Genomic DNA, 23,092 nt, shown 5'->3' on the forward strand with positions numbered 1-23,092 from the left:
ACAGTCGAATGAACCCCTTGACTCCTTGCTGTGCGAACATATGTTCGATAGAATCAGGCATGCCTGAAGTCCTCCTCCTCCAGCCGCCTCCCGCGGCTGATGAGGCGTCGGCGACACAGGTGCTGACCAGGGCCACCACCGCCCTCCGCGTCCGCCGGCTGGCAGAGGTCGACGAGCTCCGTCTCGCGATCCAGTGGGCCATCCTCAGCGGCCACCCCCGCGACGACCGCGACCCGATGCTCACCCCGGGCGGCGATGGCACGCCCGAGATCCGCGAGCACGCGATCCCCGAGCTGGCCATGGCACGCGAGACACACCCCGCCACCACCCGCGCGCTCATCGCGGACGGGCTCGACCTGGTCCACCGGCTGCCACTCACGTGGGCGGTCGTCGAAGCCGGCGACTGCGAGCCCTGGGTGGCACGCAAGGTCGCCGTCCTGTCCCGCTCACTGCTCAGCGAACAGGTCGTCACGGTCGACCGCGCGGTCGCCAAGACCATCGCCGGGCACGCACCGTCCACGGTCCTCGAGATCGCACGGGCCAAGGTCATCGAGGCCGACCCCGAGACCCACCGCGCCGAGCAGGAACGCTCCCGCCACCAGCGCTACGTGACACTCTCGCGCTCCGATGAGTTCGGCTACCGCCACCTCATCGCCCGGGTCACGGCCGGCGACGCCGCCTGGCTCGACGCGATGATCGACCGCGTGGCCGACATCCTCGCGATCACCATGGGCCACGACCACAACCACGACGAGCTCCGCTCCATCGCCCTGGGCTGGCTCGCCCGCCCCGCCGACCTCCTCAAGCTCCTCCTCGAGCACACCGAGCCCACCGAGGACACCCAGCCCACCCAGCCCACCGAGACCACCGAGACCACCGAGACCACCGAGACCACCGAGACCACCGAGACCACCGAGCCCACCGAGCCCACCGAGGACACAGAGGACACGGAGGACACGGAGGACAAGGAGGACAAGGAGTCCACCGAGGACACGGACGAGGGCGAACCCACCGACAACAAGCGGCCCGCCTGGGCGCCCGGCCACCTCGCCGACACCCTCGACAAGCTCGCAGCGATGTCGGCCCGACGGCTCGCCAAGCTGCGCGGCCGCGGCCGGCTGTTCGTCCACCTCACCGACGAGGCACTGCGCACCCGCACCGGCGTCGCACGCATCGAGGGCGTCGGCCCCATCGACGTACGACAGCTGCACGAGGTCCTCGGCCACGCCGACGTGACCGTGACCCCCGTCCTCGACCTGCGGATGCGCCGCCGCGTCGACGCCTACGAACACCCCGAAGTGGTCAAGGACCACGTCTGGGCCCAGACCGGCGGCGACTGCTTCCCGTTCACCCCACGCACCGCCACCCGCGACAGCGTCGACTACGACCACGCCGTCCCCTACGACGACACCGGCCCACCCGGCCAGACCGGCCCCCACAACTCCGGACCACTACGCCGGCGCCACCACCGCACCAAGACCCACAGCGGCCTCACCACCCGCGTCGTCGGCCCCGGCCGACACCTCTGGCAGAGCGCCCACGGGCAGGCGTTCCTCGTCGACCACACCGGCACCCACCGGCTCACCCAGCAGCAAGGTGAGGCGATGGCCGACGCCATCGAAGACCGGGTCGAGCTCTACTTCACGGCGTCCCTGGCCTACTGATCCTGCACGCCTCGCGCAGCGGGCTGAATTCCGCCCGTTGCTCAGCAGGACCGGCCGAATTTCTACCTTGTCCTGTCCTGGGCGTCGGCGTACGCTCACGATATATCGCGATACGTCTTCGATAGTTCCGCGATACATCACGAACGTCACTCAGCGTACGAGTTCGAGGGAGCACGACATGGGACACCACTGGCCCGGGGCCGATTGGCCCGGCAACGACCGATCCGACGACCGCCCCGGCCACCGCTCCGGCGGCGGCAGCTGGAGCGGATGGAGCGCAGGCAGCACCGGACGACGTCCGGGCGGGCCGCCGCCGTGGCTTGGCGAGCTCCTCGGGTTCGCCACCGCGCCCCAGCGACCGCAGCAGCGCAGCCCGCGCGTGCGTCGCGGCGACGTCCGCACCGCGATCATCGACGTCCTGCACCGCGCCCGGCGGGCCGAGGAGCCCATCAACGGCTACCAGGTGATCCAGGAGATCGCCGAACTCAGCCACGGCGAGTGGCGCCCCTCACCCGGCTCGGTCTACCCGACCATCCAGCAGCTGCAGGACGAGGGCCTCGTCGAGTCCGACGACGAGCGCGGTCGCCGCACCATCCGGCTCACCGACCAGGGCGTCGCCTGGGCCGAGGAGCACACCGACGAGCTGGCCGCCGTGTGGGCGCCCTTCACGCCCACCGAGCAGCAGCCCACCGACCAGCCCTCCGGCCAGGCCGACATCAAGAGCGAGATCGGCCAAGTCGTCAGCGCGGTCTGGCAGCTGGCCACCCAGGGGTCGGAGCAGCAGCGGCGCGCCGCGCTCGACGTCCTGGTCGACACCCGGCGCCGGCTCTACGGGATCCTCGCCGACGGCCGGGACGGGGACGGACGGGACACCGAGCGATGAGCGCCCCCGACCCGCGGCTGCGCATCTCAGACAGCGACCGCGAGCGCGCCATGGCCGACCTGGCCATGCACTACGCCGACGGCCGCCTCGAGCACGAGGAGTACGACGAGCGGCTCGACGCCATCTGGACGGCGCGCACCCGCGCCGACCTGGCGCAGCTCTTCAGCGACCTCCCCCGTCCGCAGGTGTCGTACCCGCCCGCGAAGCCGGCCGCGGCGCGACGCAGGCAGGGGTTCCGGCTGCCGTTGCTGCCCGTGCTCGCGCTGCTCGTCGCCCTCAGCGTGCTCACCGGGGCGCCGCTGTGGCTGCTGGTCTTCCCGCTGATGTTCTTCGCCCGGGGGCGCCGCGGCGGCTGCGCACCGGCCTACGGGCACGGCGACTACCGCCGGCCGCGGGGGCACCACGGCTGGTAGGCCCAACGGCGGCCGTCTGAGACGATGTGCCGCGTGAGCGCGGAGCCGAGGGTCGAGCACGTGCGGGCTCCGCACGCGCTGGCCCGCGCACTCGCAGCAACCGTCGTGGTCCTCACGGGCGCCGTGTCGGCCCACACCTGGGCCGGCGGCACCGTGCCCACGGCGCCCGGGCTGGTGCTCATCGCCGCCGTCGTGCTCGGCGGCGGTGTCCTGCTCTTCACCCGCGACGTGCCCGCCCGACTGCTGCTACCGGCCGTGGCGGCCGCCCAGCTCGGCCTGCACGAGTCCTTCGGGTTGGTCGCCGACCACGTCCACACCGGCCACGAGGCGATGACGAGCCCCGACCCCGGCTGGACGTGGCAGATGGTCGCCGCGCACCTCTTCGTCACGGTGCTCACCGCGGTGCTGTGGTGGGCCGGACGGCGGGCCGCCGGCCTCGTCGTCTCGCTCGTCGAGCACCCCGCTCCCCTCGTCGTACGCCGTCTCCGCGCGCCGCACGACGAGGTGCGGCCCTGCGTCTCCCTGGTGCACCTGCTGGTCTCGCCGAGACGCGGACCACCGCTGGCGGTCCGGCACGCCTGAGCCCCGATGCGGGTCAGGTGTGTCCACGCGACCCCAGACCCGCACCACCCTCACTCAGGAGACCCATGTCCACCCGCACCCTCGCGCGCGTCTGCGCGCTCCCGGCCGCCACTGCGGCCATCGCCCTGTCGCTCGTCGCCCCCGCCAGCGCCCACGTCGGCGCCATCGTGTCCGACGCCTCGGCCGGCGCCTTCACCGTGGCGACGTTCAGCGTCCCCCACGGCTGCGAGGAGTCGCCCACCACCAGGATCGAGATCCAGGTCCCGGAGTCGGTCCTGTCGGTGACGCCCACCCGCAACCCCTACTACGACGTGGAGAGCACGATCACCGAGCTCGACCAGCCGACCACCGACGCCCACGGCAACGAGGTCACCGAGCGCACGTCGTCGATCACCTACACCGCCACCACCCCGCTCCCCGACGGCCAGCGCGACACCTTCGAGCTGTCCTTCCAGGTGCCCGACGCGGAAGGTGAGGTGCTCGCCTTCCCGACGATCCAGACCTGCGAGAAGGGCCGCACGGACTGGACCGAGGTCGCCGCGGAGGGGCAGGACGCCGACGAGCTCGAGCACCCGGCGCCGTCCTTCGAGATCCTGCCGGCGAGCGGCGAGGGCCACCACTCCTCTGCTGACGAGGCCTCGGACGAACCCGACGCCGAGGGCGACTCCGACGGCTCGGCCGCCCTCGGCTGGGCCGGCCTCGTCGCCGGCCTGCTCGGCCTGGCCGCCGGCGGGCTCGCCCTGGCGCGGACGCGCACGACCCCGTGACACTCGCGACGCGACCGGCGCGACGGCACCGGGCCCTGGGCCTGGTCGCCGCCGCGCTGGTCGCGCTCGCGCTCGTGGTCGGGTTCGGCGCGCCGGCCTCGGCGCACGCGGAGCTCATCTCCTCCGACCCCGCCGAAGGCGCTGTCGTGGATGCCGCCCCGGAGACAGTGACCCTGACCTTCAACGAGCCGGTCCGGCTGACGTCGCAGCAGATCGCGGTCTACGACGCGCAGGGCGACGAGGTGCCCTCGACCGCCGGCGCGAGCGGCACGGAGGTCACGGTGGAGCTGGCGGACGCCGCCGACCTCGCCGACGGCTCCTACGTCGTGTCCTGGAACGTGCTCTCGGGCGACGGCCACCCGATCTCCGGCGCGCTGACCTTCTCGGTCGGCGCCGCCAGCGCGTCCGTCGTCGCACCTCGCGAGCCGGAGAGCTCCTCGGCCGTGGTGACCGTGATCCGCGACGGCCTGACCGTGCTCTCCCTGCTCGGGCTCCTCATCGCCGCGGGACTCGGACTGTTCGTGGTTCTCGTGCTCCCTCGCGCCTGGGACGGACGCCAGGTCCGCGGTCGGCTGCGCCGGCTGACGGCGTACGCCGCCGGGGTGGCTGCGGCGGCCGTGGTGCTGCAGGTGCCGGTGGCGTCCGTCTACGGCCAGGGCCTCGAGCTCAGCGACCTGGGGAGCGGGTTCGACGCCGGCCTCGTGGTCAACGAGATGGCCTGTGCCGCGCTGGTCGTGGTCGGGCTGGGCCTGGTGGTGCGCACGATGACCGACGCCCCACCCGGTCTCGTCGCTGGCCGGGTGATCGGCATCGGCTCGGTCCTGGCACTGGCCGGACCGTCCCTGGTGGGCCACACGCGGGCCTTCGCCCCGGCCCCGGTCCTCATCATGTGGGACGTCCTGCACGTGGGCGCAGGAGCGATGTGGCTGGGCGGCCTGGTGGGCCTCGTCCTGACGTTGCGGGCCCTCGCAGGCCGCGAGCTGCTGGCCGCGCAGGCCCTGTCCCGCTTCTCGACCATCGCCGGCGGCCTGCTCCTGGTGGTGGCCGGAGCCGGCGCTTTCCTGGCCTGGCGGATCGTGGGGTCGTGGGCACCGCTCGTCGAGACGGCGTACGGCTGGCTGCTGCTCGCCAAGATCGGGATCGCTGCCCTCGTGGCCGCCATCGGCGGGTGGAACCGCTGGCGCACCCTCCCGGCGGTCCGGGCCGCCAGCGGCTTCGGCGACCGCCAGCACGCCGCCGTGCTGGTGACCCGCACGGTGCGCGTCGAGGCGGTGCTGCTCGTGGTGCTGCTCGGCGTGACCGGGGTGCTGGTGAACACGTCGCCCCGCCCCGCGCCCGTCACCGCGGCGTCCGGCATGACCGGCACGGGCGTCGCCACCGCAGGCGAGCTCAAGGTCCTCGCCGTCATGGACCCGCAGCGGGTCGGCAGCAACACCCTCCTCGTGCAGGTGCAGGACGCTGCCGGCGATCCCTACGACCCGGCCACCAACCCGGTCGTCTCGCTGCGCACCCACGGCCTCGACATCGGCGAGGTCACCGTGCGACCGATCGCGGCCGGCACCTACCAGGGCGAGGTCGTGGTGCCTCGCGCCGGGGAGTGGGAGGTCCAGGTGAGCCTGCGGCTGAGCCGCTTCGAGAGCCCGGTGACGACCGTCAGGCTGAGCGTCTCAGGCTGATCCGGCGGCGGGTCCGACCGTGAGCTCGACCGGCACGGTGTGCAGGAAGCCGTCGACGCGCACCTGCACGAACAACCGGTAGTCGCCGGCCTGCTCGATGTCGGCGTGGAAGGTCAGCTCGGACCCGTCCTCGGTGACGTCCGGTGCGTCCAGCGGGTGCAGGTGCACCATCGCGCCCGTCCGGGTGTTGAAGCCGGTGACGTGGCCGTAGGTGCCGAGGTAGGTGCCGAGGTCCACCGGCCGGCGCTGCGCGTCGCGCACCACCAGCCGGAGCAGCCCGTTGGGGCCGGCGTCCGGCGCCTGCGAGACGGTCACGCCGACCACCCGGTCCTCCGCGACCGTGTCCCCCGGGTCGCCGGGCGGCAGGGCGAGCGGCCGGCCGAGCACGACGTGGTCGCCGTTGCCACCCTCGTCCTTCGCGACGAACTCCGCCACCACGCGGTAGGCCCCCGCGTCCGGTACGTCGAAGGGCGCGGACCACGTGCCGTCGGCGGCGCGGGTCGGGTGCAGGTGGCGGAAGACGGTCAGTGCGTCGTTGACGACGTAGAGGTGGAGCTCCTTGGTCTGCTCCTCGACGTAGTCGGTCACCGGGCCACCGTCGTGGCCCTCGATGCGGAAGCGCACCTCGCCGATCCCGCGTGGCCGCTCGCGCACCTGCAGGTCGCTCAGCGTGTAGCCGACCTCGGAGACGCGGGTGCCGTCACCGACAGCCATCGACACGATGCCGCCGCCGGCGTGCGAGTGGCCCGCGGCGACCTGCCCGGGGTCGTCGGTCGTGCAGCCGGTGGCAGCGAGGACCCCGAGGACCGCCACGGCGGTCAGGCGGCGTCGTACGGTCACGCGCGTCAGCCTACGAGCCGTTGGCGCGCCCGGGACCGAGGGTGGAGTCGAGGGTGGAGTCGAGGAGGGTGCGCAGGCTCGCGAAGTGCCGTTCGGTCGACTCCTCGTCGTACATCGCCGTGTCGGCCATGGAGTAGCCGTGCGGGCCGGGGAAGACCTCGTTGACCGCCGTCAGCCCGGCCGCGTCCAGCGCTGCGCCGAGCGCCGCGACCGCCTCGGGGGGCATCGACCGGTCGTCCGACGCGTGGCCGAAGGCGAAGGACGCGCGTGCCGTGACCAGCGTGAGGTGCGGGCTGTCGGGCTGGTCGGTGACCAGGCCACCGCCGTGCCAGCCACCTACGGCGACCACGTCGGGGTCGAGCCCGGCGGCGCGGACCGCGATCCGGGCGCCCATGCAGTAGCCGGTCACGCCGACCTCCTCCCCCACCACCTCGGGGCGGGCGCGCAGCGCGGCGAGGTACGCCGGCAGGTCCCGCGCCAGCAGGTCCGGGGTCAGCCGCCCCACCCGCGCCATCGCCTCGCCCATGAACTCCTCGCGCGCACCCGGGTCGCGGAGGTCGCCCTGCGGCGCGAGGTCGGCCGCGGTGCCCTCGCGGAAGAAGACGTGGGGCGCCAGGACCGTGTAGCCCCAGGAGGCGATCCGGTCGGCCATCTCCTCGATCCGCGGGCGCAGCCCGATCGCGTCGATGACGAACAGGACGCCGGGCGCGGGCTCGCCGCCGGGAGCGGGGGCCAGGTAGGCCTCGGCCTCGCCGTCGGGAACGGTCAGCGTGAGGGTGGGCACGATCCCGAGGCTAGCCACCCCGCCCCGACCCACCGGACCCCTCGGGAAGAATCGGCCCATGCGCGCAGTCCTCGTCCCCGCCGCCACCGGGCAGCCCGTCGTCACCGACGTACCGGAGCCCACCGCACCGCCCGGCGGGGTCGTGGTCCGGGTCGCCGCCACCGGCGTGTGCCGCAGCGACTGGCACGCCTGGGCCGGCCACGACGAGGACGTGGTGTTCCCCCACGTCCCCGGCCACGAGCTGGCGGGTGAGGTCGTCCAGGTCGGTGCAGGCGTCATGCGCTGGCGGGCCGGCGACCGGGTCACGGTCCCCTTCGTGTGCGGCTGCGGCGCCTGCGAGTGGTGCACCTCCGGCAACGCGCAGGTCTGTCCCGACCAGCAGCAGCCCGGTTTCACGCACTGGGGCTCGTTTGCCGAGCACGTCGCGCTGCACGCCGCCGACACCAACCTCGTGGCCGTGCCCGACGACGTCCACGACGTCAGCGCCGCCAGCCTGGGCTGCCGGTTCGCGACCGCCTACCGCGCCCTCGTCGGCCGTGCCCACCTGCGCGACGGCGAGTGGGTGACCGTCGTCGGCGCCGGCGGGGTCGGGCTGAGCGCGGTGATGATCGCCCGGGCGGTGGGCGCCCGCGTGGTCGCTGTGGACCGCAACCCCGAGGCGCTCGCCGTCGCGGCACGGCTCGGCGCCGAGCACACCGTCCTCGCCGACGGTGTCGACGTCCCGTCCGCGGTGACGGACCTCGTCCCGGGCGGCACCCACGTCGCCGTCGACGCCGTCGGCAGCGAGCAGACCTGCGCCGACGCCGTGCTTGCCCTGCGCCGCCGCGGTCGGTTGGCCCAGGTCGGCCTGCTCCCCCCGGTCCAGGGACAACCTCGGGTGCCGATGGCGCGCGTCATCGGGTGGGAGCTCGACGTCCTCGGCTGCCACGGGATGGCAGCGGCGGACTACCCCGAGATGCTCGAGCTCGTCGTCCGCGGCGCGCTGCGGCCGCAGGACCTCGTCGAGCGTGTCATCGGGCTCGAGGAGGCCGCGACCCTGCTGCCCGCGTACGACCGGACGACCGTGGCTGGCATGACGATCGTGGACCCCCGGCGCTGACGGCCGGTCCGATCGCCCCCTGCGTCATCCCAGGACCGCGACGGACGCGGCGTACGCCCCGGCGCACACGCCGAGCCCGACCGCGAGGCTCGCCCCGGCGTTGGCGAGCGCGGTCGACCACGACCCCTGCTCGATGAGCCGGATGGTCTCGAACCCGAACGTGGAGAAGGTGGTGAACGCACCGCAGAGTCCCGTGCCGACCAACGCCAGGACCCACGCAGGGGGCGCCAGCGCCACCGCGGCGCCTGCGGTGACGCCCAGCACGAGCGACCCCAGGATGTTGACCGTGAACGTGCCCCAGGGGAAGACGCTGTCGTGGCGGGCCTGGACGAGGAGGTCGGTCAGGTAGCGCAGCGGGGCACCCACCGCCCCTCCGACGATGACCATCAGGACGGTCACCGGTGCACGACCTCCACCGGCTCGATGATCACGAGTCCTTCGATGGCCAGGTCGTCGAGCTCGGGGAGGAAGGCGCGCACCTTGTCCTCGGCGTCGACCACGACGACGAGCACCGGGAGCTCCTCGCTCAGCGAGAGCAGCCTGGCAGTGTGGACGTGGTGGGACCTGCCGAAGCCCTCGATGCCGCGGAAGGCGCTGGCACCGGCGAGCCCGGCCCGGTGTGCGCGGTGCACGATCTCGGTGTAGACCGGGCGGCCGTGGAACTGGTCGGACTCCCCGACGATGATCGTGAGCCGGGCAGCGCGGGTGTCGGTGTCCATCACGTGTCCTCCTGGTCGGTCGGCAGCGCGTCGGGCTGCTCATGGTGGGTGGAGCGACGACGCCGTCGCGCGCCCGCCACCGTCGCGCGGGCGCCGACGATGCCGAGCCAGACGGCGAGGAGCCCGACGAGCAGGGTGCCGGCGAGGTAGGCGAAGGCGGTGACCTCGTGACCCGCGGCGAGCAGCCCGCGCGCGTCGAGCATGTAGGTCGAGAACGTGGTGTAGCCACCGAGGACACCCACGCCCAGGAACGGGCGGAGGTAGCGGTGCGGGGGCCACACGTCGAGGACGAGCACCATCAGCGCACCGAGGGCGAACGCACCGGTGCAGTTCTCGACGAACGTCGACCAGGGGAATCCGTGGGAGTCCGCCGGGAGCGCCTCCCCCACGGCCCACCGCGCCACGCTGCCCAACGCACCGCCCGCAGCGATCACCGCGAGCACGTCAGCGTGGGAACGGAGCACCCCTGGCCCGTCGACGTCGGGGTCGATCGGGAGGCCAGCGATCGTGGCGTCCTCGAGTGACTCGTGCTCGGGCATGGTCCTCCTACCTCGTCAGGTAGGGACTGTTGGTGGCCGTTGCCACGGTTGTCGGCGAGCCCCACCGCCTTCGTGTGGACCCGATGCTACCCAGTCGCGAGGACCGCTCAGGCGGCCGCCCTCCGCGCCGATGGGACACCCGACCCCCACCCCGCTTGGAGCTCCCCCATGTCCTTCCTGCGCAACAGCCGCATCAGCACACGCCTGCTCGCCCTGGTCCTGATCACCGTCGTCGGGATCATCGCCGTGGTCGGCATGGCGGTGCTCAAGGTGCGGTCCGAGATCACCACCGAGCGCCACGCCGGCACCAAGGCGGTCGTCGAGACCGCCCTCGGCGTCATCGAGAGCTACGGCGCCCGGGCGGACAGCGGCGAGCTCACCGAGCGCCAGGCCCAGCAGCAGGCCGTCGAGGTCCTGCGCGGCCTGCGCTACTCCGGCGAGGAGTACTTCTGGGTCAACGACATGGGCCCGACGATGGTCATGCACCCGATCAAGCCCGAGCTCGACGGCACCGACCTCAGCGGCAACGAGGACCCCGACGGCAAGAAGCTGTTCGTCGAGATGGTCGACACCGTGAAGCAGTCCGGCAGCGGGTTCGTCGAGTACCAGTGGCCCAAGCCGGGTGAGGAGGACCCGCAGCCGAAGGTCTCCTACGTCGCCGGCTACGAGCCGTGGGGGTGGATCGTCGGATCGGGCGTCTACGTCGACGACATCAGCTCCGCCGCCCTGCACGCCGGCCTCACGCTCGCCGCGCAGGCAGCCGTCGTCCTGCTGGTGATCGCCGGCCTGTCGCTCGTCGTCTCGCGCAGCATCACCCGACCGCTGCGTGACGCGGTGGCGTCCCTGCGGGACGGCGACCTGTCGGCACGCCTCGACGAGGGCGCGGGCCGGACCGAGCTGGACCAGCTCAACGGCGCGGTCAACGCGGTCACCGAGCGGATCGCCGGCGTGATCGACGGCGTGGTCGGGACCGCCGAGCAGCTGCACTCGGCCGCCGGCCAGCTCACGGCGGGCAGCCGCGAGATCGAGCAGGCGGCCCAGGACACGACGGTGCGCGCCGGGCAGGTCGCCGCGGCGGCCGGCGGCGTGAGCAGCGGCATCGACACCGTCTCCGCCGCTGCGGAGGAGATGGGTGCCTCGATCCGGGAGATCTCGCAGAACGCCCACCAAGCCGCGGAGGTCGCCGCCCTGGCGGTGTCCTCCGCCGAGGCGACCAACCGCACCATCGGCCAGCTCGGCGACTCCACGGCGCAGATCGGCAGCGTCGTCAAGGTCATCACCAGCATCGCCGAGCAGACGAACCTGCTGGCGCTCAACGCCACCATCGAGGCGGCACGGGCCGGCGACGCCGGGCGCGGCTTCGCCGTCGTCGCCGGGGAGGTCAAGGACCTCGCACAGGAGACGGCGCGGGCCACCGAGGACATCGCCGGCAAGGTCGAGGCGATGCAGACTGACGCCTCGCACGCGGTGGCGGCGATCGCCGAGATCTCCGAGGTGATCGCGCGGATCAGCGACTACCAGACCGCCATCGCCGGTGCCGTCGAGGAGCAGACCGCGACCACCAACGAGATGACGCGCTCGGTCGCCACGACGGCCGAGAGCGGCCGCTCGATCGCGAGCACCATCCAGGAGGTGGCCACCGTGACCGAGCAGACCACCACCGACCTGCAGCAGGTCACGACCGCGGCCAGCGACCTCGAGCGGATGTCGGAGGAGCTGCAGCTCGCGGTGTCGGCCTTCCGGTCAGAGCTCTGACTGGACCCCGGCGAGGAGCTGGCGCGCCATCACGATGCGCTGGACCTGGTTGGTGCCCTCGTAGATCTGGGTGATCTTGGCGTCGCGCATCATCCGCTCGACCGGGTAGTCGCGGGTGTAGCCGTATCCACCGAGGACCTGCACGGCATTGACCGTGACCTCCATCGCGACGTCGGAGGCGAAGCACTTCGCGGCCGCGCCGAAGAAGGTCAGGTCGTCGTCGCCGCGCTCGGAGCGGCCGGCCGCGGCGTAGGTCATCTGGCGCGCCGCCTCGACCTTCATGCCCATGTCGGCGAGCAGGAACTGCAGGCCCTGGAAGTCGGCGATCGACTTGCCGAACTGCTGGCGCTCCTTGGCGTAGCCCAGCGCGTAGTCGAGGGCGCCCTGCGCGACGCCGACGGCCTGGGCGGCGATGGTGACGCGGGTGTGGTCGAGCGTCTTCATGGCCGTCGCGAAGCCGGTGCCCTCCTCGCCGATCATCCGGTCGGCGGGGACCCGCACCTTGTCGAAGTAGACCTCGCGGGTCGGCGAGCCCTTGATGCCGAGCTTCTTCTCCGGGGCGCCGAAGGAGACGCCCGCGTCGGACTTCTCGACGACGAAGGCCGAGATGCCGCCGCGGGTCTTCTTCTCGGTGTCGGTGACCGCCATGACGGTGTAGAACTCCGACTCCCCCGCGTTGGTGATCCAGCGCTTCACGCCGTCGATCACCCACTCGTCGCCGTCGCGGACCGCGCGGGTCTTCATGCCACCGGCGTCCGAGCCGGCGTCGGGCTCGGAGAGGCAGTAGGAGAAGCCGCCCTCACCGCGAGCCAGCGCACCGAGGTACTTCTGCTTGAGCTCCTCGGAGCCGGCGATCTGCACCGGGAGGGAGCCGAGCTTGTTCACCGCCGGGATGAGCGAGGACGAGACGCACGCCCGGGCGACCTCCTCGATGACCAGCACGGTCGCGAGGGCGTCGGCACCGGCACCGCCGTACTGCTCGGGCACGTGCGGGGCGTGGAAGTCCGAGGCGAGCAGGGCCGCGGCCGCCTCGTGGGGGTAGCGAGCCTCCTCGTCGACCGCGGCGGCGTGGGGCGCGATCTTCGCGTCGGCGACCGCCCGGACCGCCTCGCGGATGGCCTGGTGCTCCTCGGACAGGGCGTAGAGGGGGAACTCGCTCATGGGTCAGATCCTAGGACGTCCATGCATTTCGCAGCAGGCTGCGACGGTGTGGTGCTGACCACTCGGGGACGACAACGCCCGGCCGGTGCCGAGGCACCGACCGGGCGTGAGGGCCGTGGGTCGCGGGTCAGCGGACCCGGATCACGACCTTGTCCTTCGACTTCTCGGTGAAGTCGTCACCCGGGTAGAGCACCTTGACCTTGGTCTTGCCGGCCGGCAGCGCCTTCTTGAGGGCGATCTTGGCCTTGCCCTTGGCGTTGAGCACGCCCTTGCCGACGGTCTTCTTGCCGAGCATCACCGTGACCGTGCCGGTCGGGACCTCGTTGTCGGCGTCCACGACGACCTTGAGCTTCGTCTTCTTGCCCAGCGGCGTGACCTTCTTGGCGGGGGTCGCCTCGGTCGTCGACGCGTTCTTGTCGATCGTCACCGATCCGACGGCCGTGGGTGCGGCAGCGTTGGTGCACGCGAACTCGGCGTTGGCTCCGTTGCCCAGGGTGGCGACCAACGTGTAGGTCGCCGGGGCGTTCACGGCGTAGGTGCCGGCGGCCGGCGTGCTGAACGCGGCGTTCTTGCCGTTGACGTCCGCCGTCGAGGTGCCGTTGCCGTTGTCGACGAACGCCGCCGGTGCGACCGTGAGCGACCCGGCGCCCACGGTGCCCTCGCCGAGCGTCAGCTGGAAGGACGTCATGTCGACCTTGGTCACGCCGAACTGGGTGAAGAGCGCCTTGGCCTGGTTGGGGATGGTGACCTTGTTCTTCACGTCGAGCAGGTCGGCCGGGACGTCGAAGCCCGCCGGCGCGGTGGGCGGCAGCGTCACGTCGGTGACGACGTTGACCGGGATCGTGCCCGCCACTGCGTTGACGCAGCTGTAGTTGTTGGTCGCGACTCCGGCCGTCGCGGCCGGTGCGGTCAGGGCGACGAGCGCACCGGCGGTCAGCGCGCTGGTAGCAGCAACGGCGCCGAGGCGCCGGGATGCGGTGTGGAGCATGGGTGGTGTTCCCCCTCGTGGTGGTGGTGTGACGAGGGTCATCCCACCACAAGGATCACGTCTGACCCGGCATCACCACGCGTTTCACTACCCGCCAGTAGCCACGGGTTCGCACCGGCAGGCCCGACGTGGGCCCGGACGGCTACCGTGGCGCCATGAGCACCGCCTGGCAGGACCCCACGACGATCGACCGGATGCTCGACGACGCCGAGACCTGGGCCGTGGTCGGGCTGGGCGACCACCCCGAGCGGACGGCGTACTCGATCGCCGCTCTCCTGCAGGAGCGCGGCAAGCGGGTCGTCCCGATCCACCCGATGTTCGCCGACCCCGACGCCCCCACCGTCCTCGGCGAGCAGGGCTACGCCACCCTCGCCGACGTGCCGTTCCCCGTCGACGTGGTCGACGTCTTCCGCCGCTCCGAGGCGGCCGGGCAGTTCGCCGACGAGGCCGTCGCGATCGGTGCCGGCGGCGTGTGGTTCCAGCTCGGCGTCATCGACGAGGACGCCTTCGCGCGCACGACCGCCGCGGGGGTGCCGATGGTGATGGACACCTGCCCGGCGATCGAGTGGCGCAAGCGCAGCCGCTAGACGACACCCATGGCCAGCATCGCGTCCGCCACCTGGATGAAGCCCGCCACGTTGGCACCCATGACGTAGTCGCCCGGCCGCCCGTAGTCGTCGGCCGCCTCGGCACAGCGCCGGTGGATGCCCGCCATGATCTCGGCCAGCCTGGCCTCGGTGTACTCGTGGCTCCACGAGTCGCGCGAGGCGTTCTGCTGCATCTCCAGCGCGCTGGTGGCGACCCCGCCGGCGTTGGCCGCCTTGCCCGGCGCGAAGAGCACACCGGCGTCGGTGAAGGTGGTGACGCCCGCGGGCGTGGTGGGCATGTTGGCGCCCTCGGCGACGGCGATGCACCCGTGCTTGACCAGGCTCACCGCCGCCGACTCGTCGAGCTCGTTCTCGGTGGCGCAGGGCAGGGCCACGTCGCAGGGCACGTCCCAGATCGACCCGCCGGCGACGTACGACGCACCGGGCCGACGCTCGGCGTACTCGCTGATCCGGGCGCGCTCGACCTCCTTGAGCGTCTTGAGGAGCTCGACGTCGAGCCCGGCGTCGTCGACGACGTAGCCACCGGAGTCCGAGCACGCCACGACGGTCCCGCCGAGCTCGTGGACCTTCTCGACCGCGTAGATCGCGACGTTGCCGGACCCGGAGACCACGACTCGCTTGCCGTCGAGGGAGTCGCCGCGCTCGCGCAGCATCTCCTGGACGAAGAAGACGGTGCCGAAGCCGGTGGCCTCCTTGCGGACCGCGGAGCCACCCCAGCCGAGGCCCTTGCCGGTGAGCACGCCGGACTCGTAGCGGTTGGTGATCCGCTTGTACTGGCCGAACAGGTAGCCGATCTCGCGTCCGCCGACGCCGATGTCGCCGGCCGGGACGTCGGTGTACTCGCCGATGTGGCGGTAGAGCTCGGTCATGAACGACTGGCAGAAGCGCATGACCTCACCGTCGGAGCGGCCCTTGGGGTCGAAGTCGGAGCCGCCCTTCCCGCCACCGATGGGCAGGCCGGTCAGGGCGTTCTTGAAGACCTGCTCGAAGCCCAGGAACTTCACGATCCCGAGGTAGACGCTGGGGTGGAAGCGCAGACCGCCCTTGTAGGGACCGAGCGCGGAGTTGAACTCGACGCGGAAGCCGCGGTGGATCTCCACCCTGCCGGAGTCGTCGACCCACGGCACGCGGAAGATGATCTGCCGCTCCGGCTCGCAGATCCGCTCGATCACCCGCGCGTCGGCGTAGTCGGGGTGCCGGGCGACCACCGGCCCGAGGCTGTCGAGGACCTCGCGGGCAGCCTGGTGGAACTCGTGCTCGCCGGGGTTGCGCTGGACGACGAGGTCGTAGATCGAGTGCAGTCGGACGTCATCGGTGCTCACGAGCGAACCCTAGGCACATCCGACCCGCTCGACGCACCCGCGTCCGAGCGCTGGCACGGGATCGCCTAGACCTCGACGGTCCCCTCGCCGATCTCGATGCCGAGCTGGTCGAGGCACTCGGCAAGCACCCACTGCACGTCCAGGGTGTCGTCGAGGGGCATCGTCGGGCTCTCGGTGAGCCCCTCGGCCAGGCAGCGCTGGACCTCGACGGCCTGGTGGGAGTAGCCGGTGCCCGTGGCTGGCAGCTCGAGCTCCTCGGGGTCGCCTCCGCTGCGGCGTACGACGAGCCGCTGGGCGTGGTGGAACGGCGGGACCAGCTCGACCGAGCCCTCCGTGCCCACGACCACCGCCCGGCCGGGTGTCTGCGCCGCCAGGGTGCACACGAGTGCCGCGGCGCGACCGTCGTCGTGGGCGAGGTGGATGGCGGCGGACCGGTCGGCCCCGTTCGGGTACGTCGTCCCGGTGATCGTCACGCGGTCGGGCCGGCCGAGGACGTGCTGGGCCAGCGAGATCGGGTAGACACCGAGGTCGAGCACGGACCCGCCACCCAGGGACAGGTCGAACAGCCGGCTGGACGGGTCGTAGACGCGCTCGGCGCCGAAGTCGGCCTGCACCAGCAGCGGCTCGCCGATCTCACCGGCGTCGATGAGCTCCTTGGCGCGCACCACGGCGGGCTGGAAGCGGGTCCACATCGCCTCCATGCAGAAGAGCCCGGCCGCGCGGGCCGCGTCGACGACCTCCCGGGCGCCGGCGAGGGTGGCCGTGAACGCCTTCTCGACCAGGACCGGGACGCCGGCCTCGATCGCCGCGAGGGCGAGGGCGTGGTGCTGCGGGTGCGGGGTCGCGATGTAGACCACGTCGAGGTCGGCCGCGAGCAGCTCGCGATAGGTGCCCGATCCGGTGGCGGAGAACCTCCCGGCGAACTCCGCGGCCCGCTCGGGCGTGCGGCTGCCGACGAAGGCGAGCTCGGCGTCCGGCACGAGCGCGAGGTCGGTGGCGAAGGCGGCGGCCATGCCACCCGTGGCGGCGATGCCCCAGCGTGTCGTCATGGGCACACCCTAGGGACCGGCACCGCCGCGATCATCCCCACGTCTCGTCGACGACGTGCGCCGCGATCGCCAGGCTCGAGGTGGCTGCCGGGGACGGCGCGTTGCGCACGAGGGTGACGCCGTCGGCCTGCGTGATGCGGAAGTCGTCGACGAGGCTGCCGTCGCGGTCCACCGCCTGCGCCCGCACGCCGCTGCCGGCGCGCACCACGTCGCCCGCGTCGATCGCGGGGACGTAGCGCGACGCCTTGCGCATGAAGGCCCGGGTGGAGGCCGAGCCGATCACCTCGTCGATGCCAGTGCGCCAGTGGGCGCGCGCGAGGCGCCAGAACCCGGGGTAGGTCAGCACGTCGCGCAGGTCGGCCGCCGAGACGTCGCGGCGTCGGTAGCCCTCGCGCCGGGTGGCGAGCACCGCGTTGGGGCCGACCTCGAGCTCGCCGCCGACGCGACGGGTGAAGTGGACGCCGAGGAACGGGTAGCGCGGGTCGGGGACCGGGTAGACCATCCCGCGGACCAGGTCCTGCTTGGCCCGGCTGACCGCGAGGTACTCCCCCCGGAACGGCAGGATCGCCGGGCTCGGCCCGGCCCCGACCAGGGCGGCGACGCGGTCGGACTGCAGGCCGGCCGCGACCACGAGGTGGTCGACGACGACGGGCGCGCCTCCACCGGCGACGTCGACCGCGACCCGTCCGCCCTCCCGGCGGATGCCGACCACCGGCGAGGACAGCCGCACCTCACCTCCGGCGGCGACCACCTCGTCGGCGATGGCCCGGGTGATGGCGACGTAGTCGGTGATCGCGGTCGCCGGCGAGTGCAGCGCGGCCAGCCCGGCGGCGTGGGGCTCGACCTCGGTGATCTCGGCGGACGTCAGCCGCCTCAGTCCCGGCACCCCGTTGGCGGTGGCCGTGCGCTCCAGGGCGTCAAAGCGCCCCATCTCCGCCTCGTCGACGGCGACGACGAGCTTGCCGCACTCGTCGTACGCGATCGCGTGCTCGGCGCAGAACTCGCGCAGGAGCAGGCGCCCGCGGGTGCACAGCTCGGCCTTGAGGGTGCCCGGCCGGTAGTAGATGCCGGCGTGCACGACGCCGGAGTTGTGCCCGGTCTGGTGCGCGGCGAGGTGGTCCTCCTTCTCCAGGACCACCACCTCGGTCCCGGGCCGCCGTCGCACGACCTCGCGCGCGATCGCCACCCCGAGGATGCCGCCGCCGACGACTCCCACGGTCTTCTCCCCCATGCCGTCAGACGGTGGTGGGTGGCCCCACCGGCCGTCAACCCCAGAATGGGGGCATGCGCGACCTCCACGTCCCCGCCGGCCCGGGGCTGCCCGACGGCCTGGTCGTGCCCGCTGCCGAGCTGGTCGAGCGGTTCTCGAAGTCACCCGGCCCGGGTGGTCAGTCGGTCAACACGACCGACTCGCGCGTCGAGCTCGACTACGACGTGGCCTCGTCGGCGGCGCTCAGCGATGCGCAGCGGGCCCGGGCGCTGCGGCGCTGGCCGTCGGGCCGGGTGACGATCGCGGCGTCCGAGCACCGGTCCCAGCACCGCAACCGGGTGGCCGCGCGCGAGCGGCTCGCGGCGCTGCTGCGCGAGGCGCTCGCCCCGCCCCCGCCGCCGCGGCGACCGACGCGGCCGACCCGCGGGTCGAAGGAGCGGCGGCTGCAGGCCAAGAAGCAGCGCGCCCGCACGAAGTCGCTCCGGGGCCGGGTGACCGACTAGAAGCCCACGCGGCGGGTGTCGCCGGCAGCGGCACGGCGTACGACGTCGCCTTTGGCGTGGGCGGTCTCGGCGAGCCCGGCCTGGTAGTCGACGAGGCGCTGCTGCAGCTCGGGGTCGCTGGTGCCGAGGATCCGGGCGGCCAGGATGCCGGCGTTCTTGGCGTTGCCGATGGCGACGGTGGCGACGGGGATCCCTCCGGGCATCTGCACGATCGAGAGCAGCGAGTCCATGCCGTCGAGGTACTTCAGCGGCACCGGGACGCCGATCACCGGCAACGGGGTGAGGGAGGCGAGCATGCCGGGCAGGTGGGCCGCTCCCCCGGCGCCGGCGATGACCACCGACAGGCCGCGGGCGTGGGCCTGCTGGCCCCACGCGACCATCTCGGTGGGCATCCGGTGCGCGGAGACCACGTCGGCCTCCCACGCGACCCCGAGCTCCGTGAGGATCTCCCCCGCGGCCTGCATGACCGGCCAGTCGGAGTCGGAGCCCATCACGATGGCGACCTTCGCCTGCTGCTGCTCGCTCATGTCTTCACTCGCTTTCGTTGCCGAGGTCGCCGCGGAACCACGCTGCCGCGTGCCGGGCGCGCTCGAGGCAGTCCTCGAGGTCGTCGCCGTAGGCGTTCACGTGCCCGACCTTGCGGCCGGGGCGGAGGTCCTTGCCGTAGAGGTGCACGCGCAGCTGCGGGTCGCGCGCCATCGCGTGCGGCAGGCCGTCGTAGAGGTGCCCGCTGTCGGTGGGTCCGCCGAGGATGTTGACCATCACGGTCCAGCGCTCACGCGGTGCCGGCGAGCCCAGCGGGAGGTCCATGACGGCGCGCAGGTGGTTCTCGAACTGGGACGTCACGGCGCCGTCCTGGGTCCAGTGGCCGGTGTTGTGCGGACGCATCGCCAGCTCGTTGACCAGGATCCGGCCGTCGGTGGTCTCGAAGAGCTCGACGGCGAGGATGCCCGTGACGTCGAGCGCACCGGCGACGCGCAGGGCGATCTCCTGCGCCTGACCGGCCAGTGCGGGCGCGAGGTCCGGCGCCGGGGCGATCACCTCGTGGCAGATGCCGTCGAGCTGGGTGGAGGTCACGACCGGGTACGCCGCCGCCTGACCGCTCGGCGAGCGGGCGACCAGCGCGGAGAGCTCACGGCGGAAGTCGACCAGCTCCTCGGCCAGCACCTCCACGCCTGCCGCGTCGGCCGCGTCGAAGGCGGCCTGTGCCTCGCCGGGGGCGCGCACCACCCACACCCCCTTGCCGTCGTAGCCGCCCCGCGTGGTCTTCAGCACGCACGGCAGCCCGAAGGCCTCGACCTCGGCGGTGGTGGTGACCACGGCGTTGCGCGGGCACGGGACGTCGAGCTCGGCGAGCCGGCGGCGCATGACCGCCTTGTCCTGGGCGTGGACGAGCGCGCCGGGACCGGGCCGTACGGCGACTCCCTCCGCCTCGAGCGCGTGCAGGTGGTCGGTGGGCACGTGCTCGTGGTCGAAGGTGACCACCTTCGTGCCCTCGGTGACCCGGCGCAGCGTCGGCAGGTCGGTGTAGTCACCGACGAGGTGGTCGGGGATGACCTGGGCGGCGGAGACGCCCTCGGCCTCGGCGAGCAGGCGCAGGGGCAGCCCCAGCGCGATCGCGGGCTGGGCCATCATCCGGGCCAGCTGGCCTCCGCCGATGACGGCGAGCGTGGGGGCACGGTGCGAGCCGGTCGAGGACACGACCGGAGCCTATAGAAGGCGTGCGCGACGTCCGGGCCCGGCTCAGCCGGGGACCGGCGCCGCCGACTCGAAGCGCAGGCCGCGACCGCGGTGCGTGGTGATCAGCGTCGGGTTGCGCGGGTCGTCGTCGAGCTTGCGTCGCAGCCACCCGAGGTGGACGTCGATGGTCTTGGAGTTGGTGTAGAACGACGTCTGCCACACGTCCGCCATCAGCTCGCCGCGGGTCACGATGTCGTCCGGGCGCGCCATCAGGGCATGCAGGAGCTGGAACTCCTTGCGCGAGAGCCGGATCTCCCGCTCACCCCTCCACACCTGCCGCGTCGAGGGGTCCAGTCGCACGTCTTGCACAGCCAGCACGGGGCGAAGGTAGGCAGCCTGCGGGACTGGGGGGACCCTTATGGGTGAATTGTGGCGAACTGGTCTGGTCCACCTCGTGGCCCGTCGGCCGGGTCAACGACGGCGTAGGGCGACCGGCTCCACGAGGCCGAACCCGCGCACCGGCCGGGCCGGCAGCCGGCGGCTCTCCCACTCCGCGGGCGGCAGCAGGTCGGCGGTGTTCTGGTCGACGATCAGGCGGTTGCGGCGCGCCACCTGGGTGAGCCGGGCGGCCAGGTTGACGGGCGGGCCGAAGATGTCGCCGAGCCGCTGGATCACGGGTCCGCTGGCCAGCCCGAGGCGTACGTCGGGCATCTTGGCGTCGCGGCCGATGACGTTGATGATCCCCTCGGCCACCGCGACCGCGTCCTCGGCGCCGTTGGTGACGAACAGCACCGAGTCGCCGAGGCTCTTGATGATCCGGCCGCCGTAGCGGGCGACCACGTCCTGGCAGCGGCTCTCGAAGACCTCCACCAGGTCGCCGATCTCGTCGCGGTCGAGGGTGTTGGACAGCGCGGTGAACGACACCAGGTCCGCGAACCCCACCGAGACGTCGATCGTGTGGAGGTCCTCGTCCTTGGCGCCCATCGCCTCGATCCGGCCGACGGCGGCCGCGAGGTGGCGGCGCCAGGCGTAGACCAGCAGCCGCTCGAACGGCGGGTTGACCTCCTCGATCAGCCGCATGGCCGAGCCGATGCGTGAGCCGGTCGCCTCCTCGCTGCGCTCCATCTCCTCGACCCTGCTGACCAGGGTGGAGACCTCCCAGTCGGCGAGCCGCGCCATCGTCTGGCCGACGCCGCGCGTGAGGTTGACCGCCATGTCGAAGTCGACCGCACCCGCGTCGACGAAGCTCATCAGGGTGGACACGGCCTCGACGTCGGCAGCGGTGTAGGCCTTCTCACCGACGAACTCGGGGAAGCCGAGCGCGCGCCAGAGCCGTCGGGTCTGCTCGATCGTCAGGCCGGTCTCGGCAGCGACCTCGAGCGCGTTGAACTCGGGGGTGCTGCGGAGGATGGCGTCATCGAGCTGCTCCCCGGTCGGCCGGCCCGGGGACTCGCCGCGAGCGCCGCGGTCTGGTGCCATCAGGTGCCGTCGTCGCGGCGGTCGCCGCCGGCGAGGCGATGCAGCTCGTCGGACACCTGCAGCTGGACCTCCTCGACGCGCGGGATGTCGTCCAGCTCGACGCGGCCGTCGGTGCTGGCGTCGGAGACGACCAGCGTCCCGCACCCGAAGATCCGGTCGATCACGCCGATCTCGAAGTCGACGCCGCTGATCCGGTTGAGTGGGATCGTGCGACCCTCCTTGGCGATGAAGCCGGAGCGCTTGATGAAGCGCCGGTTGGTGAAGGTGTAGGTCGTGGTCAACCACCGGAGGAACGGCCCGACCACGAACCAGACCACCACCGCCAGGAACAGCACCCAGACCACCAGCCGCGCGACGGAGTTGTCGACGACGCCCGTCAGGAGCAGCGCAGCGGCCAGGGCGACGACGACCACCAGCCCCGGCAGGATCAGCGCCTTGGCGTGCGTGCGGGTGGAGACGACGACGTGTTCGCCCTCGTTCAGGAGCTTGGTCGGGAAGGCCACGCGCCGATCATGGCACTAGGCGGGTCTCACGTGCACCACGTCGCCGGCCGCGACGGTGAAGGCGCCGTCGTCGGTCCCGACGACCAGCGCCCCGGTGGCGTCGATGTCGAGCGCCTCCCCACGGCGTACGTCGCCGCCCGGCAGGTGGACGTCGACGGTGCGGCCCAGCGTCACGCACACGTCCGCGTAGGCGCGGCGCAGCGACTCGGTGTCGTCGAGCAGCCCCTGGAGCCCGTGCAGCGATCCCAGCACCTGGCCCAGCAGGCCGGTCCGCTCGACCGGCTCGCCCGTCTCCAGCGCGATCGACGTGGCGAGGGCGATCGGCAGCTCGTCGAGCGTCTGGTCGACGTTGATGCCGACGCCGACGACGGCCATCGGACCGCTGTCGGTCTCGATCCGCTCGACGAGGATCCCGGCGACCTTGCGGCCCGCGCCGGTGTCGCCGCCGTCGACGAGCACGTCGTTGGGCCACTTGAGCGCGATGTCGGGCAGCCGGTCGGCGAGCGCGGCCTGGACGGCGTACCCGGTGAGGAGCGGGATCCACGACCAGGACTGGGCAGGCACCTCCGGGCGCAGCAGCACCGAGAAGGTGAGCGAGGACCGGGCGGGCGTCTCCCACACCCGGTCGAGCCGGCCGCGGCCCGCCGTCTGGTGCTCGGTGACGAGCACGAGACCGGGCTCCTCACCCGTCCGGGCACGCTCGGCAACGGCCGCGTTGGTCGAGGGCGTGGCCTCCTCCACCTCCACGCGCCACCCGGCGGGCGCGGCCAGCCGGGCGAGGTCGATGGGTGGGCGAGGTGCGGGCGCGTCCGTCATGGGCACTAGATTGCCCCAGAGGGACCAGTGACGGACCAGCCACACTCCAGGA

The 23,092-nt window shown here is 72.7% G+C and carries 26 protein-coding genes; 10 read left to right on the forward strand and 16 right to left on the reverse strand.

The genetic code is table 11. The annotated features are described in order from the left end of the window. Positions 1-59 precede the first annotated feature (59 nt). From ASC64_RS17565 to ASC64_RS17590, 6 genes are all read left to right on the forward strand, one after another. The gene (locus ASC64_RS17565) at positions 60-1,664 is read left to right on the forward strand and encodes a hypothetical protein (RefSeq protein WP_156385267.1); all 1,605 of its coding nucleotides are present in this window, start codon (positions 60-62) and stop codon (positions 1,662-1,664) included. A gap of 178 nt (positions 1,665-1,842) precedes the next feature. Then, positions 1,843-2,547, forward strand: coding sequence for a PadR family transcriptional regulator (locus ASC64_RS17570; protein ID WP_056908851.1), 705 nt, complete (start codon positions 1,843-1,845; stop codon positions 2,545-2,547). Next, the gene (locus tag ASC64_RS17575; protein WP_056908852.1) at positions 2,544-2,960 is read left to right on the forward strand and encodes a DUF1707 SHOCT-like domain-containing protein; all 417 of its coding nucleotides are present in this window, start codon (positions 2,544-2,546) and stop codon (positions 2,958-2,960) included. The genes ASC64_RS17570 and ASC64_RS17575 overlap by 4 nt, the downstream gene beginning before the upstream one ends. A gap of 33 nt (positions 2,961-2,993) precedes the next feature. Then, the gene (locus ASC64_RS17580) at positions 2,994-3,542 is read left to right on the forward strand and encodes a hypothetical protein (RefSeq protein WP_056908853.1); all 549 of its coding nucleotides are present in this window, start codon (positions 2,994-2,996) and stop codon (positions 3,540-3,542) included. A gap of 65 nt (positions 3,543-3,607) precedes the next feature. Further along, on the forward strand, positions 3,608-4,309 hold the full coding sequence (locus ASC64_RS17585; protein ID WP_056908854.1) for a YcnI family copper-binding membrane protein: 702 nt from the start codon (positions 3,608-3,610) through the stop codon (positions 4,307-4,309). After that, the gene (locus ASC64_RS17590) at positions 4,306-5,985 is read left to right on the forward strand and encodes a copper resistance CopC/CopD family protein (RefSeq protein WP_056908855.1); all 1,680 of its coding nucleotides are present in this window, start codon (positions 4,306-4,308) and stop codon (positions 5,983-5,985) included. The genes ASC64_RS17585 and ASC64_RS17590 overlap by 4 nt, the downstream gene beginning before the upstream one ends. On the opposite strand, the gene ASC64_RS17595 is transcribed toward ASC64_RS17590, so the two are convergent. Both ASC64_RS17595 and ASC64_RS17600 read right to left on the reverse strand, forming a co-directional pair. After that, positions 5,977-6,825 (reverse strand): hypothetical protein, encoded by an 849-nt coding sequence (locus ASC64_RS17595; protein WP_056908856.1) that lies wholly within the window; start codon positions 6,823-6,825, stop codon positions 5,977-5,979. The genes ASC64_RS17590 and ASC64_RS17595 overlap by 9 nt on opposite strands. A gap of 10 nt (positions 6,826-6,835) precedes the next feature. Beyond that, a complete protein-coding gene (locus tag ASC64_RS17600) occupies positions 6,836-7,609 on the reverse strand; it encodes a dienelactone hydrolase family protein (protein WP_056908857.1) in 774 nt (257 codons plus the stop codon). Positions 7,610-7,667: 58 nt separating this feature from the next. Here ASC64_RS17600 and ASC64_RS17605 point away from each other — a divergent pair, with 58 nt between their 5' ends. After that, positions 7,668-8,708: a zinc-binding dehydrogenase gene (locus ASC64_RS17605; RefSeq protein WP_056908858.1), complete on the forward strand. Its 1,041-nt coding sequence runs from the start codon at positions 7,668-7,670 to the stop codon at positions 8,706-8,708. 24 nt (positions 8,709-8,732) lie between these two features. On the opposite strand, the gene crcB is transcribed toward ASC64_RS17605, so the two are convergent. The 3 genes from crcB to ASC64_RS17620 are packed head-to-tail and all read right to left on the reverse strand — an operon-like array spanning position 8,733 to position 9,966. Beyond that, on the reverse strand, positions 8,733-9,107 hold the full coding sequence (gene crcB / locus ASC64_RS17610) for a fluoride efflux transporter CrcB (protein WP_156385268.1): 375 nt from the start codon (positions 9,105-9,107) through the stop codon (positions 8,733-8,735). Further along, positions 9,104-9,427, reverse strand: coding sequence for a DUF190 domain-containing protein (locus ASC64_RS17615; protein WP_056908859.1), 324 nt, complete (start codon positions 9,425-9,427; stop codon positions 9,104-9,106). The genes crcB and ASC64_RS17615 overlap by 4 nt, the downstream gene beginning before the upstream one ends. Continuing rightward, positions 9,427-9,966 (reverse strand): fluoride efflux transporter FluC, encoded by a 540-nt coding sequence (locus ASC64_RS17620; protein ID WP_082550600.1) that lies wholly within the window; start codon positions 9,964-9,966, stop codon positions 9,427-9,429. The genes ASC64_RS17615 and ASC64_RS17620 overlap by 1 nt, the downstream gene beginning before the upstream one ends. A gap of 168 nt (positions 9,967-10,134) precedes the next feature. Here ASC64_RS17620 and ASC64_RS17625 point away from each other — a divergent pair, with 168 nt between their 5' ends. Then, positions 10,135-11,721 carry a methyl-accepting chemotaxis protein gene (locus ASC64_RS17625; RefSeq protein ID WP_056908860.1) on the forward strand — a complete coding sequence of 529 codons (1,587 nt, stop codon included), beginning with the start codon at positions 10,135-10,137 and terminating at the stop codon, positions 11,719-11,721. Here ASC64_RS17625 and ASC64_RS17630 read toward each other — a convergent pair. Both ASC64_RS17630 and ASC64_RS17635 read right to left on the reverse strand, forming a co-directional pair. After that, the gene (locus ASC64_RS17630; RefSeq protein ID WP_056908861.1) at positions 11,710-12,882 is read right to left on the reverse strand and encodes an acyl-CoA dehydrogenase family protein; all 1,173 of its coding nucleotides are present in this window, start codon (positions 12,880-12,882) and stop codon (positions 11,710-11,712) included. The genes ASC64_RS17625 and ASC64_RS17630 overlap by 12 nt on opposite strands. Positions 12,883-13,009: 127 nt before the next feature. Beyond that, positions 13,010-13,870, reverse strand: coding sequence for an Ig-like domain repeat protein (locus tag ASC64_RS17635; RefSeq protein WP_056908862.1), 861 nt, complete (start codon positions 13,868-13,870; stop codon positions 13,010-13,012). Positions 13,871-14,025: 155 nt separating this feature from the next. Here ASC64_RS17635 and ASC64_RS17640 point away from each other — a divergent pair, with 155 nt between their 5' ends. Continuing rightward, positions 14,026-14,457 (forward strand): CoA-binding protein, encoded by a 432-nt coding sequence (locus tag ASC64_RS17640; RefSeq protein WP_056908863.1) that lies wholly within the window; start codon positions 14,026-14,028, stop codon positions 14,455-14,457. Here the strand turns inward: ASC64_RS17640 and gdhA are convergent. From gdhA to lhgO, 3 genes are all read right to left on the reverse strand, one after another. After that, positions 14,454-15,779 carry an NADP-specific glutamate dehydrogenase gene (gene gdhA, locus ASC64_RS17645; protein WP_283100200.1) on the reverse strand — a complete coding sequence of 442 codons (1,326 nt, stop codon included), beginning with the start codon at positions 15,777-15,779 and terminating at the stop codon, positions 14,454-14,456. The two genes, ASC64_RS17640 and gdhA, sit on opposite strands and share 4 nt — an antisense overlap. Positions 15,780-15,865: 86 nt before the next feature. Next, positions 15,866-16,849 carry a Gfo/Idh/MocA family protein gene (locus ASC64_RS17650; protein ID WP_156385270.1) on the reverse strand — a complete coding sequence of 328 codons (984 nt, stop codon included), beginning with the start codon at positions 16,847-16,849 and terminating at the stop codon, positions 15,866-15,868. A gap of 31 nt (positions 16,850-16,880) precedes the next feature. Continuing rightward, a complete protein-coding gene (gene lhgO / locus ASC64_RS17655; protein ID WP_056908866.1) occupies positions 16,881-18,080 on the reverse strand; it encodes an L-2-hydroxyglutarate oxidase in 1,200 nt (399 codons plus the stop codon). Positions 18,081-18,133: 53 nt separating this feature from the next. Between lhgO and arfB the strand changes: the two genes are divergently transcribed. Then, positions 18,134-18,562, forward strand: coding sequence for an alternative ribosome rescue aminoacyl-tRNA hydrolase ArfB (gene arfB / locus ASC64_RS17660; RefSeq protein WP_056908867.1), 429 nt, complete (start codon positions 18,134-18,136; stop codon positions 18,560-18,562). On the opposite strand, the gene purE is transcribed toward arfB, so the two are convergent. The 6 genes from purE to ASC64_RS17690 form a co-directional block, all read right to left on the reverse strand. Beyond that, a complete protein-coding gene (purE, locus tag ASC64_RS17665; RefSeq protein ID WP_056908868.1) occupies positions 18,559-19,089 on the reverse strand; it encodes a 5-(carboxyamino)imidazole ribonucleotide mutase in 531 nt (176 codons plus the stop codon). The genes arfB and purE overlap by 4 nt on opposite strands. A 4-nt stretch (positions 19,090-19,093) precedes the next feature. After that, on the reverse strand, positions 19,094-20,263 hold the full coding sequence (locus ASC64_RS17670) for a 5-(carboxyamino)imidazole ribonucleotide synthase (RefSeq protein ID WP_082550601.1): 1,170 nt from the start codon (positions 20,261-20,263) through the stop codon (positions 19,094-19,096). Between the two features lie 42 nt (positions 20,264-20,305). Beyond that, a complete protein-coding gene (locus ASC64_RS17675; protein ID WP_056908869.1) occupies positions 20,306-20,620 on the reverse strand; it encodes a winged helix-turn-helix domain-containing protein in 315 nt (104 codons plus the stop codon). Positions 20,621-20,713: 93 nt separating this feature from the next. After that, entirely contained in the window at positions 20,714-21,721 is a 1,008-nt protein-coding gene (locus ASC64_RS17680) for an adenylate/guanylate cyclase domain-containing protein (protein ID WP_082550602.1), read from the reverse strand. Next, a complete protein-coding gene (locus ASC64_RS17685) occupies positions 21,721-22,224 on the reverse strand; it encodes a PH domain-containing protein (protein ID WP_056908870.1) in 504 nt (167 codons plus the stop codon). Before ASC64_RS17685 ends, ASC64_RS17680 begins: the two co-directional genes overlap by 1 nt. 15 nt (positions 22,225-22,239) lie before the next feature. Further along, positions 22,240-23,040, reverse strand: coding sequence for a biotin--[acetyl-CoA-carboxylase] ligase (locus tag ASC64_RS17690; RefSeq protein ID WP_056908871.1), 801 nt, complete (start codon positions 23,038-23,040; stop codon positions 22,240-22,242). Between the last annotated feature and the right edge of the window lie 52 nt (positions 23,041-23,092).

The organism is Nocardioides sp. Root122, from assembly GCF_001425025.1.
In the GTDB taxonomy this organism is placed as follows: domain Bacteria; phylum Actinomycetota; class Actinomycetes; order Propionibacteriales; family Nocardioidaceae; genus Nocardioides.

Bases quoted from the DNA above. Each gene is read 5' to 3' on its own strand.
- lhgO (WP_056908866.1), bottom strand. From the start codon at position 18,080: ATGGGGGAGAAGACCGTGGGAGTCGTCGGCGGCGGCATCCTCGGGGTG.
- ASC64_RS17615 (WP_056908859.1), bottom strand. From the start codon at position 9,427: ATGGACACCGACACCCGCGCTGCCCGGCTCACGATCATCGTCGGGGAG.
- ASC64_RS17605 (WP_056908858.1), top strand. From the start codon at position 7,668: ATGCGCGCAGTCCTCGTCCCCGCCGCCACCGGGCAGCCCGTCGTCACC.
- ASC64_RS17690 (WP_056908871.1), bottom strand. From the start codon at position 23,040: ATGACGGACGCGCCCGCACCTCGCCCACCCATCGACCTCGCCCGGCTG.
- ASC64_RS17625 (WP_056908860.1), top strand. From the start codon at position 10,135: ATGTCCTTCCTGCGCAACAGCCGCATCAGCACACGCCTGCTCGCCCTG.
- ASC64_RS17630 (WP_056908861.1), bottom strand. From the start codon at position 12,882: ATGAGCGAGTTCCCCCTCTACGCCCTGTCCGAGGAGCACCAGGCCATC.
- ASC64_RS17640 (WP_056908863.1), top strand. From the start codon at position 14,026: ATGAGCACCGCCTGGCAGGACCCCACGACGATCGACCGGATGCTCGAC.
- ASC64_RS17565 (WP_156385267.1), top strand. From the start codon at position 60: ATGCCTGAAGTCCTCCTCCTCCAGCCGCCTCCCGCGGCTGATGAGGCG.
- purE (WP_056908868.1), bottom strand. From the start codon at position 19,089: ATGAGCGAGCAGCAGCAGGCGAAGGTCGCCATCGTGATGGGCTCCGAC.
- ASC64_RS17620 (WP_082550600.1), bottom strand. From the start codon at position 9,966: ATGCCCGAGCACGAGTCACTCGAGGACGCCACGATCGCTGGCCTCCCG.
- ASC64_RS17570 (WP_056908851.1), top strand. From the start codon at position 1,843: ATGGGACACCACTGGCCCGGGGCCGATTGGCCCGGCAACGACCGATCC.
- ASC64_RS17635 (WP_056908862.1), bottom strand. From the start codon at position 13,870: ATGCTCCACACCGCATCCCGGCGCCTCGGCGCCGTTGCTGCTACCAGC.
- arfB (WP_056908867.1), top strand. From the start codon at position 18,134: ATGCGCGACCTCCACGTCCCCGCCGGCCCGGGGCTGCCCGACGGCCTG.
- ASC64_RS17575 (WP_056908852.1), top strand. From the start codon at position 2,544: ATGAGCGCCCCCGACCCGCGGCTGCGCATCTCAGACAGCGACCGCGAG.
- ASC64_RS17650 (WP_156385270.1), bottom strand. From the start codon at position 16,849: ATGACGACACGCTGGGGCATCGCCGCCACGGGTGGCATGGCCGCCGCC.
- ASC64_RS17680 (WP_082550602.1), bottom strand. From the start codon at position 21,721: ATGGCACCAGACCGCGGCGCTCGCGGCGAGTCCCCGGGCCGGCCGACC.
- ASC64_RS17585 (WP_056908854.1), top strand. From the start codon at position 3,608: ATGTCCACCCGCACCCTCGCGCGCGTCTGCGCGCTCCCGGCCGCCACT.